We start from the raw sequence: 16,676 nt of genomic DNA, 5'->3' as shown, positions 1-16,676 counted from the left end.
ATCGCCTGCCCTGGCTCTTGGAAGCTATATCGTCCAGTCGCGGCAAGAACTTTAGTGCTTGATGATAGAAATTTTAAAATCGCGAAAAAACAACCCTATCCCACCAGAACTCTTGCATTTAAAGCACTGCAATGCCATACATGGCACAGTATCAACCAAGCAAGCCAGAAAGGATGGACCGCAAGCGAGAAAAAACGCCCTCCCAAGGCTCATCATACGCACGCACCATGGGCTGAACGGTGGGCAGCCATGGGTAGTGGTCGGTGCCCAGCATAAAATAATCTGTGCCATATGCCATCCGCAGCACGGGGCGCCCAACCATCCCAGCCTGAACCGCGATCGAATTACATGGAGCGATCACAAGATCGCAAGATCGCAGCAACGCGCAGGAAGAATCCAGATCTGCATAATGATCAACGTCCGCAAACGGATGAAAGCGCGATCCCAATCGCTGCTGGAGTTCAGTGATTTCACCCTCTGTAACACCGTACTGGGCGTTCACCCATTGGATTCCTGGCAAGTCAAACAGTGGCTGCCAGAGGTTGAAATCATCCGGGTAGTGCACATCACGGCGCAGACCACGCAAGCCGCTTCGCCAAGAAAAACCGATTTTCAAGCCACTTGGCAGCAAAGAAAACCGGTCTGTGAACGCTTCAACCCTGGCCGGATCAAGCTCCAAGGCAACAATTTTTCCATAGAAATCAGAAACATTTCTGCGGTACAAACCGCCAAGGGATGCCAGTGAGATCACACAATCAAAGTTGGTACGCAACCATTCATGCGACGCAGTATCTGCACAGAATACCTTCAGTGCCGGGAAGGTTCGCTGCATCAGGTTAAGCAGTTTTGGTTGCACAGCAAAGCCGATCTGCTCTGTTTCAACAGGCAAATCGCGTAGCAAAGGGGAGAACAACATTTCATCGCCAATCCCCTGCTCGCGAACAACCAGCAAACGACGACCATTCAATGCATCTCCCTGCCAGAACGGAAGACCCAGCCCACGGTATGTAGCCGCAACTTCATTCATGCGATACTCATAATAAGTCCATGCTCTATCCAGTCGGCCTGTTGCAAAGTAACTGCATCCAAGATTGGTCAGATAATTGACGGAATCAGGGCGCATGGCCACGGCCATTTCGCCATATTTAATCGACTCTTCCAGAAAGCCCATTTCCCGAAGAAGCAAATTAAGATGATGGCACAACTGCGGATCATTCGGATAATGTGCGGCTGCAACTTTATAACAAGCAACCGAATCCACATATTGTTCGAGACTTTTATGAAGCGCCGCTTTATTAACCAGAGCCTGTTTACTGGACGGGTCAATATCAAGTGCCTTTCGAAACGCCTCCATTGCCGCAACCGAATTATTTGCGGCAACATATGCGGCGCCGAGATCGCCCCAGGCCGAAGCAAGCTGACCTGCTCGCCCGCCGTTACGGGACAAAATGGCGATCATGCGCTCTGCAACCTTAATGGCAGCATTAACATCCTGCGCCGAAATAAGCACTTCAAAATAGCGACTCAAAAAATCAATATTCTCAATTTCGTTACAATTGCATCGCTCGATCAGGGCTCTGGCCTCAGAATTCAAACCCGCCCCAGACCATATCATCGCCAAAATCGAATTGACATCTGGATCGTCGCCCAACACCCCGTACAATTCACGAACAACTGTCTCCGCCTCGCTCGGTTTGCTGGCGTTATAAAGTTCAACCGCATAATAAACTGCAGCCTCCTTCTCTTGAGGAGCGATGGCATGCGCAAAAGCAAAAAACTCACACGCCTTGTCACGCTCTCTCAGTGCCAAGTATATCTTTCCGAGAAGCAAGGCTGCATCATACGAATCAGGATTTTGCTCATAAGCTCTAAGCGCAGCCAAAAGAGCAATATCATACTTTGACAACATTGCCGCAAGTGATGCAAAAAGATATTGCGCCTCGTAATGCTCACGCAACTGCCCCTCGTACTTTTCAGCGATTCGATAGGCACGCAACAATTCGCCTTTCATGCCGACATCACGCGCCAACTTCATAGCCGACAAAGCCGATTTAGCCACCAAGCACCTCACCCGATAAAAACTTGCGTCAAAGAACACATATTACACTGAAAACAGCCAAACCATTATGAAAGCAACGCCCATGAAACCGGCGTCCCTTTCTTGACCGACACATTGATTTTCCGCCCGATAACCTGCTCAAAATATTTGGTCGGCAAGCCAAGCCCCGGCCGAATCGCCCGGATATTTTCCCGCGTTAAAACAGCACCAGCAGGCAAATCTTGGGTCACATACAATGAGCGCCGATGCAACTTGCTCTGCTCTTCTGCTTTACTGCTCCCATAATGAATGCCGCCCATTGCTTTCCAAGCCCGATCACTTTCAATAACAAGAGCTTCCATTTCATGGGGCTCAAGGGAAAAAGCAGAGTCAACCCCACCATCATCACGAGAAAGAGTAAAATGTTTCTCTATTACAGTAGCACCTAGCGCTACCGCAGCCACAGAAACGCCAACCCCCATAGTGTGATCAGAAATACCCACCTCGCAGTCGAAAAGCTGCCTCATGTGAGGAATAGTCAGCAAATTCGTATTGGCTGGCGACGCAGGATACGTGCTTGTACATTTCAATAAGATGAGATTTTTACAACCTGCATCGCGCGCAGTCGCAACAGCATCACCCAATTCAGAGACACTAGCCATTCCCGTTGAGATAATCATAGGTTTGCCAGTAGCAGCCACCTTGCGGATCAACTGCAAATCTGTATTTTCGAAACTCGCGATTTTATACGCTGGCACATTGAGCCCTTCCAAAAAATCAACAGCGGACTCATCAAATGGCGTCGAAAAACATAGCATTCCCAGCTGGCGAGCATGAGCCATGATCGGCTCATGCCACTCCCAAGGAGTGTATGCCTGCTGGTAAAGTTGATAGAGAGAACTCCCATACCAAAGGCTATTCGGGTCCTCGATACTGAATTCGCCGGCAGAAATATCGAGGGTCATCGTATCTGCCGTATACGTTTGCAGCTTGATTGCATGCGCACCAGCGGCCGCAGCGGCATCAACAATAGCCAGCGCCCGCTCTAAGGACTGGTTATGATTACCGGACATTTCTGCTATTACAAAAGGGGAAACCTCGCGTGAAATCACACGACCACCAATATTGAACGCCGTACTCATTCATGCCCTCCAAAAATAAAAGATGCCGCATCAGCCAAAGAAGCAACACAATGCTCGGCTTCATAATCCACCGAAGGAGCTGGACGGGCAAGCGGATACTGCAGTGCTCGACTGACTTGCAACGTCCTCATACCTAACTGCCGTGGTGCAAAAAAGTCCTTACTGGCATCATCTGCAATATAAATGCACTCATCAACTTGGCATTGCAAGCGTTGTGAAGCAATCAAAAAAGGTAACAATGATGGCTTCGGTGCTTCAATATCGTCAGTGACAACTATTACATCAATTAGCGACTGCAATCCTAGCGCCCTAATCTTTCGCCATTGAACACAAGATTTACCATCAGTAATAAGAGCAGTTCGGCATTGTCTTCTACGACAATCCTCAAGAAAGTTAGCAAAATCGGGACTTAAATGGATTTCAGGTTCATGCAACCGGTAAATTTGCAGCAGCATATGCCGCCATGCGGAACGATCCATCCCGACTGCAGCAAGAGGTACAGGGATTCGATCCAGCACACCTTTTCGGCCGTGCTTACCAACATCATCAAGTAAATCCTGAAGACCAGGAGCATTGCCGTAATTCAAATGCAACCACTCAGCTACCGCAGCCAGACCACTTCGGAAATAGTCATTCTCAGGGTAGAGGGTATCGTCCAGATCGAGCAGAATCCCTGCCAGGCTCACATTGCACCTCGCACATACAGATCAGTACTGTAGCGATATAAATAAAGCCCTCTTTCATATTCCCCAATGCACGGCAACACTTCTTCCCCGGCAAGCAAGCGCAATAACATCAACGGGGTGTTCGCACCTGCCGCAAAGCCAAGTGAAGCCCCCCCCCCATACCGCGGATTAATTTCAATCCAAAGTGGCTCCCCCCCGTCCCAGAAACACTGCAGCGTGTTATGCCCGACCAGATGGAGGCTTTGAGCCAAGGAGATAGCACGCTCAATCAGGTACGGTGCCTCAACAGTCACACCAACCGTGCTTTCTCCCGCCACGACCCTCAGTCGCTGCCGCGGAACAACACTTAACACCCGCCCTTCGAAATCTGCGAAAAGATCGAGAGTATATTCCGGCTTCTCAATTAACTCCTGAATAAGCCATTGACTCCATGGGGTCAACTGCTGCAGAGAAACATCATCATTGATCCGACAAGTGCCACGACCCCCAGCTCCTGTTCTGGGACGGGCAAACAAGGGGTACTCGGGTTTATCCGTCAGAGACACTGCGCGTTTTGGTACAGAATACCCATAGCACTCGCAGTGTAAACAGAAACTCAATTTATCCTGGCAAATACGTACAGACTCACTGGACGAAAGCATCACCTGTATGCCATGCAGCGCAAAAAATCCCAGCCTCTCAGAAAACCAAGTTAATTCGGCATCTCTTGTTGGAATAATCAGCTGGATGTTATGCTTTTTGCACTCCTGCAATAATACCTGTTCATATTCAGCAACATTGAGACAGGGCAAGATTAGTCCACCATCCGCAACCCGCAATGCAACGGCCAAGGGGTCTGCATCCGCAGCAAAGACCAGCCCACCCGATTCGGAAAGGGCGGACTTGAATGCGTCAATAAGCCATACCTTTCTCGCAGCACTACAAATCAGAACATTCATTGCCGCTTTGCAGTAACCATGATGTTCCGACCCATACCCATTTCAGCAAATGCTCGATACAAGGTCTGGCGCATGGGTGTTGGCATCGCCATTTCAAGTGAGCGACGCATTCCATGCACTTGTTTACCAAGTTGAGGCTCATCGATGTAGTTCATGCCCATCAGCAGAAAGAACTCCATCGGAAAGTCAGCTGTGACATCAACCACCTCCAACCCAACGGTAGCGCAAGACGCCCGTGCCGATTCCTCGGAAAAATAATTAATGTGATCAGGCTTGGCAACCCACCACTGTTTGCGACTGATTCCCATATTCTCTGCAGCAGCCTGCAACGGAGTGAAGTCATTCGGCACACGAAAGCAAAGTACACCAGATGGCCGTAGCAGAGAATGAAGGCATTCGAGCACTTGAAGCGGATCTGGGACGTGCTCAAGAACATTCATCAATGTAATTGCATCGTAGCTTGCTTTATTTTCTGGCAAGGCAGCCCAATTCTCCAGTGTTGCCGTATTGACCTTCAATCCCCTTGACACTGCAATTGCTGTTGCATCAGTGGAAGGCTCAATGCCACTTGCAGAAAAACCCTGGCTGGACAAATACTCCAGCAAATCACCGGAGCCACATCCAACATCGAGCAAGCGCCCCCCTTGCGGGACATGCTGGCGAATTGCATCAGCAACATCTTGGTACAGAGTTGCCTGCAACCAGTCAAGTTCATCTTGACGTTCACCTTGCGCATCTAGCAATTTTCGAATTTCAGGTGCCCGACCTCCTTGACGCAACAAATCATAATAGCGGCTTTGATAAAATGAGGTCAGCTCCCCACCCGATGGAATCGGATCGAGCTGAAAAAACCCGAGCTCATGTTCACGCACACCGTCCGTTTTCATTTTTTCATCCCATTCTTGCATCTGTTGCCCCATTTATCTCGATACGGCGCATTTCATCGAGTACACGCCGTACTCCCTGCCCGTCAACCAGTGCACGTCCACGCTGAACCATCTTTTCACGCCTCAGCAAATCTGGGGCAAGCCCCTCAAGTGCATCTAGAATCTTTCTTTCTGTCACTTGCGCAGCCTCACCCAGCAACTCGATCACACCATGACTTTCTAATGATCTGGCGAGTCCAAGCTGGTTCTCAGCAACCGCAATACAAATTGCAGGCAGTCCAACTGCACAGCGCTCCCAAGTACTCCCACCAACCGCGCCAATTGCCAGATCCATCCCGGACATTAGCTCGGCCATATTGGAAACAGAGCGATATGCTCGCCAATTTTCAGCAATACATATCTGATGAATTTTATCCCAATCCGGATTCGCCCAGCCAGCCACTACAACTGGCTCAAATTGTGCCCGACCAGATAAGGCCTGCAATACTTGCAAAGTTGATCCATGCGGGTCCGCCCCGCCAAAATTCACCAAGATTTTTTTTGCCAAATGCTTGGGTGCTTGACAAGCGAACTCTGAAAACTCCCTTCTCAGCAATGCAAATTTCGGCCCAAGCAGGAGTCGACATGCAGGCGAAACCAAGGCTCGATATGAGGAGAGGTCCGCATCAATCCCTTGGTCAACAACGATATCAGCAGCATGCACACGATTGCATAAATCATCAATAACCGCGACGAAACGGCATTTCTTGCGCATTTTGCTTTCAAACCGGACATCAAGTTGATAGTGATCGGCAATCAACCACTCATAGTCAACCATCAATGGATTGACTATGCATTCATCATCCCAAAATCCAGATGTTTGATCACCAGCAACCAGGCCACCACCCTTGAATACCTTGTAGCCCTGAGCTTCGATTGATTCGATCAAATTTCCAGGTAACTTACTACAGTAAAAGTGGACGTCATAATGATTGGATCGAAGCGCATCTGCAAGGGTCAAACACCGCATGACATGGCCACTACCAATCTCAGCAGACGCATCCGCCCGGATCAACACCCGCTTCAAGGCAAATTGTCCCTAGCTGCAATGGCGGTGTAGATTAGCTCCGCACATTTCCAGTCCTCAACAGTATCAATATCCTGTACAAGGTAGCGCGGCAAAACTATGGGGATAGACAATTCGGAAAATAGAAGATCATCTTTTGCCCATGCCTCGGTTCTACCCCAATAGAACTGGGCGGCATCATGATATGCCTCCTCCAAGTCCTGCGACCGGGTAAAGCGATACTCTGGCTGCAAAGCCTCAACTCGGCCCATGCGATTAATCCGGATTCCACGCTGCACCGGAAAAGGAAACCGAGTTACGGAAAATGCATAGGAGGCATTCGGATTCGCCTGCAGCCTAGCCAATCCTTCCGCCAAAAAAGAGGGACGTACAAAGGGTGCCGTTGCATAAATGCAGCAGGTAAACTCCATCTGTGCACCTTGTTCCTGAAGCGCACGAATAGCATGCTGCACCACTGACATTGAAGTGGCGTAGTCATCCGACAAATCATCGGGACGAACAAACGGTATCTCTGCCCCACATTCACGCGCCACAGCAGCAATTTCTGCATCGTCGGTACTGACAACCACACGATCAAACAGCCCTGAATCCAGCGCGGCCCTGATCGAATAGGCAATCATTGGCTGGCCGTGGAACAGCCGGATGTTCTTGCGCGGGATCCGTTTGCTGCCTCCTCGTGCTGGAATGATGGCGATACACCCACTCATTGCAACAACTCCTTCAATACACTGACCACTTCATCCTGCTGCGCATCCGTCATTCCGGCATGCAGTGGCAGCGTGATTGCCCGCTGATAATATGCTTCGGCAACCGGGCAATAGCCCCTAGTGAAGCCTTGCGCCTGGTAATAAGGTTGCAGATGCACGGGAATATAGTGCACGTTCACCCCGATGCCACGTGCGCGCAGTTCGTTAAAAATGGCCTTGCGGCGGGAGGCATCGACCAGCTGCACCACATACAGGTGCCAGGCCGATTCCTCACTGGGAGACGGCAGAATCAGCGGCAGTTCAGCGAGCTGGGCAGCATAACGGCACGCCAGTTGGCGACGCCGCTCTAGAAAGACATCAAGTCGCTGCAACTGGGACAGACCCAGCGCAGCCTGAAGATCCGTCATGCGGTAGTTGAAACCCAACTCCAGCATCTGGTAGTACCAGTCTCCCTCGCTGGCTGAATGCATCAGCACCGGGTCGCGGGTAATGCCGTGGCTGCGCAGGCGCTGCAGCTGATCGGCCCACTCGCGACGGTTGGTGAGCACCGCTCCGCCTTCGGCGGTGGTGATGATTTTTACTGGATGAAAGCTGAACACCGTCATGTCAGCATATTCACCACTCGCCACCGGCTGTCCGAGATAGCTTGCACCCACCGCATGCGAGGCATCTTCGATCACCACGAAGCCATACTGACGGGCCAATGAGTGCAGCGCCTGCATATCGGCGCTACGGCCCGCAAAGGCCACCGGTATCACGACCTTCGGCAGCGCGTCACTCTGCGCAGCGACAGCCAGCCGCCTGGCCAGCAACCCGATATCAATATTCAGGGTATCTGGATCAATATCAATAAAATCAACACATGCCCCGCAATACCTGGCACAGTTTGCTGAAGCAACAAAGGTATTCGGGCTCGTCCAGACCCGATCCCCTTCTCCCACTCCCGCAACCAGACAGGCCAGATGCAATGCGGCCGTGGCACTACTGACCGCTACAGCATGGGTTGCGCCAGTACGCTCACTCAAAGCCACCTCGAAAGCAGGCACTGCAGGCCCTTGCGTCAGCCAGTCCGAACGCAGGACAGCCTCGACGGCAGCAATGTCTTCCTCGCTGATTTGCTGACGGCCATAGGGAATCATGGTGTAGTCCGGTCGAGTTCCTGCAGTTCGGCCACGCTCAGGAAGCTGGGATTGTTATCAGATGCGAAAGAAAACCCCTCGGCGACCAGTTCCCCCTGTTCACCAAGGTTATTACTGTCGTAGCCATGCTGGGTCACGAAGGTAATCGACGGGGCAATCACATAGTGATCGAAATATTCATAGGTGTGAAAACTGTCATCTGGCGAGATCATCAGCTCATGCAGCTTTTCCCCGGGGCGAATGCCGATGATGTGCTGCGGCAAATCGGGAGCCATGGCACGCGCCAAGTCGGTAATGCGCACGGATGGGATTTTTGGCACATACAATTCCCCACCTTGCATGCGACCAAAATTGTTCAGGACAAAATCCACGCCCTGCTGCAGGGTGATCCAGAAGCGGGTCATGCGCGCATCAGTGATCGGCAAACTCTGCGCACCATTGGCAATCAGCTTGCGAAAAAACGGCACAACCGAACCGCGCGAGCCAACCACATTGCCGTAACGCACCACTGCGAAACGGGTACGGTGCCCCCCCACGATATTGTTGGCAGCGATAAACAGTTTGTCTGACAGCAGCTTGGTCGCGCCATACAGATTGATCGGGCTGGCGGCCTTGTCGGTGGAAAGGGCGATCACTCTTTCGACGCCATTCTCAATGGCCGCATTGATGACATTTTCCGCACCAACCACATTGGTACGGATGCACTCGGTCGGGTTGTATTCGGCGGCGGGCACCTGCTTAAGCGCGGCAGCATGCACTACATAATCGACGCCGCGCATCGCCTGCTTGAGACGCTCGCCATCACGCACATCACCTAGGAAAAAGCGCATGCACGGATCAGTGAATTCCTGCTGCATTTCAAACTGCTTGAGTTCGTCGCGCGAGAACACCACCACCCGCGCCGGCTTGTAACGATCAAGCAAGGTACGGATGAATTTACGGCCAAAGGAACCCGTACCACCGGTAATCAGGATGGATTTATCATCAAACATGGACACTCTCTTGAATCAGGCTGAACTCGCGGACGCCCAGTGACGCCCCTTTAACGAGGATACCGTCTGGCAATGCCGAAAACCAATAAGAAAAAGCCGCAGCGCTCCAACTGGAGCCTTTCTGCGGCTGCAATGCGACACCCTGACTAGTCGTCTCAGGGTTGCACGTTTACTTGCTGGCGCATAGCGATTTCAGATAGGCATCGAAGTCCGCACCTACTTCATAGTGCTTGCGGCCAAGCTCAACCGTCGCCTTCAGGTATCCAAGCTTCGAGCCGCAATCATAGCGAGTGCCGTGCAATTTGTGCGCCAGGATGTGCTGTTCCTGCATCAGCGCGTAAATCCCGTCAGTCAACTGGATTTCCCCCCCTTTGCCAGGCTGCACATGCTGCAGGTGGTGAAAAATCCGCGGAGTCAGAATGTAGCGCCCCACCACGGCGAGGTTGGAAGGCGCCTCCTCCGGCTTCGGTTTCTCGACGATGTTATTGATGCGCAAGCGACTAGCCGGAGCATCCTGGACTTCAACAATCCCGTAGGAAGCCGTTTCCTCCCTGGCAACTTCCTCGACCCCCAGTACTGAACAATGCGTATCGTTGAAGACCTCGACCATGTGCTTCATTTCCGGCCCGTCGATCAGATCATCGGCCAGAATTACGGCAAAGGGCTCATCTCCGACAACAGGTTTGGCACACAGCACGGCATGCCCCAGCCCCAGCGCCTCAGGCTGGCGAATATAGATGCAGGTCACGGATTTCGGAATGATGCCGCGCAGAATTTCCAGCAGCTTGTCTTTACCCTTCGCTTCCAGTTCGTTTTCCAGCTCGTAGGCCTTGTCGAAGTGATCTTCGATGCTCCGCTTGTTGCGCCCGGTAATGAACACCATCTCGGTGATGCCTGCCGCTATCGCCTCTTCTACCGCATACTGGATCAGGGGCTTGTCGACAACCGGCATCATTTCCTTGGGACTGGCCTTGGTGGCAGGCAGAAAACGGGTGCCCATGCCGGCGACGGGAAATACGGCCTTGCGTACCTTTTGCATTGCTTGATCCTCTGGCTTGAGTCGTAAATGAGCAGGCAAGTGTTGCAGCAACCCGAGGCGCAGTGCCGCGCCAAGCGCCTGATCGGATTGGCGCTGCGGCAATTGCTCGGGCCATTGCGAAATGGCCGAGCGCCCAACACCAAGCGCCTCGGCCAAGCGGGATTGGGTACCGAAAAGCTGCAAAATGTCTGACTTGCGCATGCCTCATGTTCACTCAAATAAACAACAAGGTCAAGCTCACGAAAAACGAATGATTGTTTAATAAATTAAACAGCCTTGCTAATTGCGCTTCAGGCGACTATTAAATTCATCGAGCAGCTTCTGCTCCTGCTTTCCCTCGCGCAGCAACTCGGCCTTGTCATGCCGCTGCTGCAGCGCCTCGAACGCACTGACCTTGCGGTCTTTTTCCTGCCAGACAGCACGCAGTTGCTGGTAACGCAGTTCAAGACGCTGGATTTCCTGCTGCTGCAGCGAACACGCTTCATCCAGCTTGCCGAGAAACAGCTGATAATCCCGCCACTGTGCAACCGTCATTCCTCCTTGGTTCTGCGCAGTGAGCCTGGCGCGATACTCGGCGCGATAACCGTCCAGCTGCTGGAATTTACCCTGTGCAGTCAACCAGCTCGCCTGGGCCTCCTGCATTTTACGAGCCGCATCCTCACGCTCGTCACGCGCCAGCTGAAGCAGAAAGGCAAAGCGGAACTGAGCCATTACCTCACACCGAGAAGAGTTGTGCCAGCTTCATTCTAGCGCCAGCATAATCCTCGCGTTCATTGATGGCCTGCTGCAGAAACTGCTCGAACACCGGATAACGACGAATTGCCTCATCCAGTACCGGATCACTACCAGGCACATAGGCGCCCACACTGATCAGATCCTTGCTGCGTTGATAGCGTGAATACAAATATTTGAAACGGCGCACCAACTCGAATTCGGCATGCGGAATGATGTCGTGCATGACGCGCGAAATCGAAGCCTCAATATCAATCGCGGGATAATGCCCCGCCTCGGCTAGCTGCCGACTAAGCACAAAGTGACCATCGAGAATTGCCCGCGCGTTGTCGGCAATTGGATCCTGCTGATCATCCCCCTCGGAAAGCACGGTATAAAAGGCCGTGATCGAACCACTACCCTCACGCCCATTCCCTGCACGCTCAACCAGTTGCGGCAAACGGGCAAACACAGAAGGCGGATAACCCTTGGTCGCCGGAGGCTCGCCGACTGCCAAAGCAATTTCCCGCTGGGCCATCGCGTAGCGCGTCAGCGAATCCATGATCAGCAGCACATTCTGCCCCTGATTGCGGAAATACTCGGCAATCGAAGTCGCATAAGCCGCGCCGTAGAGGCGCAACAAGGGCGGCGTATCCGCCGGAGCAGCAACAACCACCGAGCGACGCAAGCCTTCTTCTCCGAGAATATTCTCGATGAAGTCCTTTACTTCGCGTCCGCGCTCGCCGATCAACCCCACCACCACGACATCGGCCGTGGTGAACCGTGCCATCATGCCCAGCAGCACGGATTTACCAACCCCGGAACCGGCAAACAGGCCCAGCCGCTGCCCCCGGCCAACCGTCAGCATGGCATTAATCGCACGCACCCCCACATCCATCACATCACGGACAGGCTCGCGATCCATGGGGTTATACGCCCGGGCAAAGAGCGGCTGCCAGGCATCGGATTCAAGCTTGCCTTTGCCATCCAGCGGACGTCCCAGCCCATCAAGAATCCGCCCCAGCAAGCCCCAGCCCACCGGCATCTGCCTGCCGTGATCTTCCTGGCGGCGCATCAACGGACGCTCGGAACCGTATTCGGGAATCCAGGCCGCCACATCTTCATGCGGCACCACCCTGGCGCCCGGCTCGACACCATACAACTCGGCGATCGGCATCAGGAACAGCCGGTCAGCATCAAAACCAACGACCACCGCCTCGACAGGATGCCCACCAGGGGTAATGACATCGCAGGACGTACCGATCGGCAGGCGCAGACCCGAAGCCTCCAGCACCAAGCCGGAAACACGGGTCAATCGCCCCTGCGGCAACCACGGACGCATCCACTGCGAGGCCACCGTGCAGTCCGCAAGGTATTGCCGTGTCCGGTCAATCGCCTTGGTCATCGGATGCAAGCCCGTCCTCAGGCAATCCGGAGAGCTCCAGCTGCAAGTCTTCACGCTGATTGCGTCGCAAGACACTCAATTGCGACTGCCAGCGCGCGACCAGTGACGCATCCAGCGAAGAGGCAGGCGTCTCGATCCGCACGCCACCCGGCGCAAGGGCAGGATCAGGGATAAGCCGCCAGACATCATCGGTCAGCTCAAGCTTCAGATCGCCCTGTAGCAATTCGCAATCATCAGGGTGCAGATGCAAACGCGCCGGCGCACGCGCCGCCGGCAGGGCTGCCAGCGCCTCGCGAATACCGGGCAGCAGAATCTTGCGGTCTGCAGCATACGCATCGCGAAGTACCTGGCGCGCCACCACCAATGCAAGATCCAGCACCTCTTCCGCAAGGGCTGCCTCAGCCTGCTGCAGCCATTCGCCATACTCATCCGCCAGCTGCTGCAGTCGACGCTGCTCGACCTCTGCCTGTTGACGCCCGGTCTGCAGGCCAGCCTGATAACCTTCTTCGTGCGCCTGCCGCTGAATTGCTTCGATTTCTTCAGCGGTTGGATAAGGAAGAGCCGGCTCGTCACTCAGCTCGGGGGATACATCATCAGGTACCCCCCCCGATTCCTCATCTATGAATGCAGTGGGCTGCATACCCTCATCAACACCAAGCAGCTCAGCCGGCGACTCGGGAGCATCGGGCACAGACTCGGCCACGGGAGCAGGCTGCGCCGCCAGGCCATCCAGCAACGAGCCGAATTGCCAGCGCTGGAAACCGGAAAGCTCTTCGCTCGGAATTACCCGGCGGGAATTGGAGGCCATCGCTTACTCCACCAGCCCTTCGTCACCCTTGCCGCCAAGCACGATCTGCCCTTCATCCGCCAGGCGACGCACGATCTTGAGGATTTCCTTCTGCTCAGCCTCAACCTCGGACAACTTGACCGGCCCCTTGGCCTCGAGGTCTTCGCGCAGCATTTCCGCGGCTCGAGACGACATATTCTTGAAGATTTTCTCGCGCAATGCCTGGCTGGTTCCCTTGAGCGCAATGATCAGCGCATCGGACTGCACCTCACGCAACAGCAGCTGAATACCGCGATCATCGATATCCAGCACGTTGTCGAAGGTGAACATCTTGTCCTGAATTTTCTGCGCCAGCTCCGGATCATATTCGCGAATATTCGAAATGGCAGACGCCTCGACCGCACCCCCCATGAAGTTGAGAATATTGGCGGCCACCGAAACGCCACCCATTGCACTTTTCTTGATTTTGTCCGAACCCGAGAGCAACTGCGTCAACACGTCATTCAGCTCGCGCAAGGCCGAGGGCTGCACCCCTTCCAGCGTCGCGATACGCAGCATGACATCATTGCGCAAACGCTCGACAAAATGGGCCAGGATTTCGGAAGACTGATCGGGCTCAAGGTGCACCAGAATCGTTGCAATGATCTGCGGGTGCTCATTGCGGATCAGCTCGGCCACCGCGGCAGAATCCATCCATTTCAGGGATTCGATGCCGTTGTTGTCATTGCCCTGCAAAATGCGGTCGAGCAGGTTCGCCGCCTTGTCATTCCCCAGTGCCTTGGTCAAAACGGAGCGGATATACTCGTCAGCCGCACCAAGGTTGGCGCGGTTCTGGGTCGCTGCAACGAAATCACCCAGCACCTGATCGACTTCCTCACGCTTGACATTGTTCATATTGGCCATTGCGAAGCCAAGTTTCTGCACCTCTTTAGGTCCCAGAAACTTGAAGACCTCTACGGCAGCCTCTTCGCCCAGCGTCATCAGCAGCAGCGAACTGCGCCGTACACCCTCTTCGTTCATGTTTGCAGCCATGACTACCCCGCCTTACCCAACCTTGTTGGGATTGTCGTTCTTGCCTTCGTCTTCATTCATCCACTCACGCAGAATCGTGGCCACCATGCGCGGGTCATTCTTGGCCAGCTCCTTGGCCTGTTGCAGCAGATCAGCAAAGGCTGCCATCTGGGCCTGATCCTCTTCGCTGGAGCGACCGCCACCTTCCCCGTCCTCACCATTGTCGGCAGTGAGGCTTCCCATACCCTCGCCCAGATCAAGCTGGAGCGGCTTGGCCTCGGGTTTGCGGGTGATATCCTTCATCAGCGGACGGACGATAAAGAACAGCAGATAAATGACGGCAATGGCCAGCAACAAGGCTTTCAGTACGCTAGGCCAGTTGGTTTGCAGGTAATCGGTTGCCTTCTCGACGACAGGTTTGTCTTCCAGCGAACGCGCGTCGGCAAAAGCCGCATTGACCACATTCACCGAATCACCACGAGACTGGTTGTAACCGATGGCCTCGCGTACCAGGTTGTTGATCTGGGCCATTTCCTGCGCGGTAAACGGCACATAATCAGGCTTGCCATCCTTGTTCTTGCCCGGCTTGAAATTGAGTACCACAGCCGCCGAGAGTCGCTTTACCGACCCGACGGGCTGCTTGACATGCTGCACGGTCTTGTCGACTTCATAATTCGTTGTTGCTTCACGGCGGCTATTGCCACTCGCACCTGATGCACTCGCCACCTCGGATCCTACCGGCGCCGTGATCGGCGCCGTTGCGGCCCCTGGCGGCTGGTTCGAGAGCGCCCCAGGTACTCCCATCGCGCCAGGATCGGTACTGCGCCCCTGCTGATCCAGAGTCTGCTGACTGCGGATTGCTGCGGCATTCGGCGGGGAATTGGGGCGGTACGTTTCGGAGGTCTGCTCGACCTCGGCAAAATCCACCTGAGCCGTCACTTCGGCACGGACATTATCCTTGCCCACCAGAGGCGCCAGAATGGCCTGCACCCGCTCGACGTAACCACGTTCGATCAGGGCAATGTACTGCAGTTGCTTCTGATCGAGATTGGCCTGATTGATGCGGTTGTTGTTCGACAGCAGATTGCCGTCCTGATCAACAATGCTGACATTCTTGACCTGCAACTCGGGAATGCTACTGGAAACCAGATGCAGGATGCCTGCCACCTGGGCATCGTCCAACAGGCGCCCCGAATGCAAAGTCAGGATTACGGAGGCAGTCGGCTTTTGCTGATCCCGCAAAAAAACCGATTGCTTCGGAATCGCAAGATGCACTCTTGCTTTTTCTACAGCGGAAATCGACTCTATGGAACGGGCAAGCTCCCCCTCGACTGCTCGCTGATAATTTACCTGCTCAGTAAATTGCGAAACACCGAATTTCTGGTTATCCAGGAGTTCGAAACCAACATTTCCCGCCTTGGGCAGCCCCTGCGCGGCCAGTCGCAAGCGGGCGTCGTAGATTTTGTCCGCCGGCACGGAAATACCGCCCGCATCAAGCTTGTAGGGAATATTCATCTGTTGCAGGGACTGCACCACTGCACCAGCATCTTTGTCGGGGATATTGGTAAAAAGCAGGCGATAGGAAGGTTCGCGCGACCAGAGCATGCCACCAATCAAAGCCGCCACCAGCGCTGCACCGACCGCCATCAGCAGCACCTTGCGCCCACCGGAGAGCGCAGCAAAGCGTTGCTGGAATCCGCCTAGAGCCTGTCCTGCGTTGATAGTCTGCGCTGCCGTACCCGCTTCCGCCATACCCTAGCCAAGTCGATGCCTGCAGGTCAGACCTGCATGTTCATGATTTCCTGATAGGCACTGACGAGCTTGTTGCGAACCTGCACCATAGTCTGAAAGCTCAGACTGGCTTTCTGCAAGGACACCATGACGTCCTGCAGGTTCGCCTCCGGATCACCGGACTGGAATGCCTGTTGCTGAGCCTGCGCAGCCTGCTGCATTGCGTTGACCTGATCTATGGACTGCTTGAGCATCGTGCCAAAATCAGGCTGGGCCGCAGCATCAGTTGCCGGTGTCGCAGTCTGCCCGCTGGCGGCCGCGCTCATCGAGCGCAGTTCACCCAGCATCTGGTCAATACCTTGAACACTCATGTTGGCCTATCCTTCTTGGCAAAATT

16 protein-coding genes are annotated in these 16,676 nt (G+C 53.9%); all 16 read right to left on the bottom strand.

Annotated features, from left to right (window positions below):
* Positions 1-151: 151 nt before the first annotated feature.
* The 16 genes from INR99_RS05620 to fliE all read right to left on the bottom strand — a co-directional run bounded on the left by INR99_RS05620 (position 152) and on the right by fliE (position 16,650).
* On the bottom strand, positions 152-2,011 hold the full coding sequence (locus tag INR99_RS05620) for a tetratricopeptide repeat protein (RefSeq protein WP_194115343.1): 1,860 nt from the start codon (positions 2,009-2,011) through the stop codon (positions 152-154).
* Between the two features lie 113 nt (positions 2,012-2,124).
* The gene (pseI, locus tag INR99_RS05615) at positions 2,125-3,180 is read right to left on the bottom strand and encodes a pseudaminic acid synthase (RefSeq protein ID WP_194115342.1); all 1,056 of its coding nucleotides are present in this window, start codon (positions 3,178-3,180) and stop codon (positions 2,125-2,127) included.
* Positions 3,177-3,866 carry an HAD family hydrolase gene (locus INR99_RS05610; protein WP_194115341.1) on the bottom strand — a complete coding sequence of 230 codons (690 nt, stop codon included), beginning with the start codon at positions 3,864-3,866 and terminating at the stop codon, positions 3,177-3,179. Before INR99_RS05610 ends, pseI begins: the two co-directional genes overlap by 4 nt.
* On the bottom strand, positions 3,863-4,804 hold the full coding sequence (locus INR99_RS05605; protein ID WP_194115340.1) for an ATP-grasp domain-containing protein: 942 nt from the start codon (positions 4,802-4,804) through the stop codon (positions 3,863-3,865). The genes INR99_RS05610 and INR99_RS05605 overlap by 4 nt, the downstream gene beginning before the upstream one ends.
* Positions 4,801-5,712 (bottom strand): class I SAM-dependent methyltransferase, encoded by a 912-nt coding sequence (locus INR99_RS05600; RefSeq protein WP_194115339.1) that lies wholly within the window; start codon positions 5,710-5,712, stop codon positions 4,801-4,803. Before INR99_RS05600 ends, INR99_RS05605 begins: the two co-directional genes overlap by 4 nt.
* The gene (pseG, locus tag INR99_RS05595; RefSeq protein WP_308431450.1) at positions 5,696-6,748 is read right to left on the bottom strand and encodes a UDP-2,4-diacetamido-2,4,6-trideoxy-beta-L-altropyranose hydrolase; all 1,053 of its coding nucleotides are present in this window, start codon (positions 6,746-6,748) and stop codon (positions 5,696-5,698) included. Before pseG ends, INR99_RS05600 begins: the two co-directional genes overlap by 17 nt.
* A 5-nt stretch (positions 6,749-6,753) precedes the next feature.
* Positions 6,754-7,464 (bottom strand): pseudaminic acid cytidylyltransferase, encoded by a 711-nt coding sequence (gene pseF, locus INR99_RS05590; protein WP_194115337.1) that lies wholly within the window; start codon positions 7,462-7,464, stop codon positions 6,754-6,756.
* Positions 7,461-8,603: a UDP-4-amino-4,6-dideoxy-N-acetyl-beta-L-altrosamine transaminase gene (gene pseC / locus INR99_RS05585; protein WP_194115336.1), complete on the bottom strand. Its 1,143-nt coding sequence runs from the start codon at positions 8,601-8,603 to the stop codon at positions 7,461-7,463. The genes pseF and pseC overlap by 4 nt, the downstream gene beginning before the upstream one ends.
* Positions 8,600-9,595: a UDP-N-acetylglucosamine 4,6-dehydratase (inverting) gene (gene pseB, locus INR99_RS05580; protein WP_194115335.1), complete on the bottom strand. Its 996-nt coding sequence runs from the start codon at positions 9,593-9,595 to the stop codon at positions 8,600-8,602. The genes pseC and pseB overlap by 4 nt, the downstream gene beginning before the upstream one ends.
* Before the next feature lie 169 nt (positions 9,596-9,764).
* Positions 9,765-10,835 (bottom strand): UTP--glucose-1-phosphate uridylyltransferase GalU, encoded by a 1,071-nt coding sequence (gene galU / locus INR99_RS05575; protein ID WP_194115334.1) that lies wholly within the window; start codon positions 10,833-10,835, stop codon positions 9,765-9,767.
* A gap of 78 nt (positions 10,836-10,913) precedes the next feature.
* Positions 10,914-11,345, bottom strand: a complete 432-nt coding sequence (gene fliJ / locus INR99_RS05570) for a flagellar export protein FliJ (protein WP_194115333.1) — start codon at positions 11,343-11,345, stop codon at positions 10,914-10,916.
* A 4-nt stretch (positions 11,346-11,349) separates the two neighbouring features.
* Entirely contained in the window at positions 11,350-12,750 is a 1,401-nt protein-coding gene (fliI, locus tag INR99_RS05565; protein ID WP_194115332.1) for a flagellar protein export ATPase FliI, read from the bottom strand.
* The gene (locus INR99_RS05560; RefSeq protein WP_194115331.1) at positions 12,734-13,558 is read right to left on the bottom strand and encodes a FliH/SctL family protein; all 825 of its coding nucleotides are present in this window, start codon (positions 13,556-13,558) and stop codon (positions 12,734-12,736) included. The genes fliI and INR99_RS05560 overlap by 17 nt, the downstream gene beginning before the upstream one ends.
* A 3-nt stretch (positions 13,559-13,561) precedes the next feature.
* Positions 13,562-14,557 carry a flagellar motor switch protein FliG gene (gene fliG, locus INR99_RS05555; protein WP_194115408.1) on the bottom strand — a complete coding sequence of 332 codons (996 nt, stop codon included), beginning with the start codon at positions 14,555-14,557 and terminating at the stop codon, positions 13,562-13,564.
* Positions 14,558-14,581: 24 nt separating this feature from the next.
* Entirely contained in the window at positions 14,582-16,300 is a 1,719-nt protein-coding gene (gene fliF / locus INR99_RS05550) for a flagellar basal-body MS-ring/collar protein FliF (protein ID WP_194115330.1), read from the bottom strand.
* Positions 16,301-16,326: 26 nt separating this feature from the next.
* Positions 16,327-16,650, bottom strand: coding sequence for a flagellar hook-basal body complex protein FliE (gene fliE, locus INR99_RS05545; RefSeq protein WP_194115329.1), 324 nt, complete (start codon positions 16,648-16,650; stop codon positions 16,327-16,329).
* Positions 16,651-16,676: the final 26 nt, after the last annotated feature.

Source organism: Chitinilyticum piscinae, from assembly GCF_015223195.1.
Classification (GTDB): domain Bacteria; phylum Pseudomonadota; class Gammaproteobacteria; order Burkholderiales; family Chitinibacteraceae; genus Chitinilyticum; species Chitinilyticum piscinae.
Note: the sequence above shows the minus strand (reverse complement) of the source record. Positions and strands in the feature narration are given on the sequence as shown.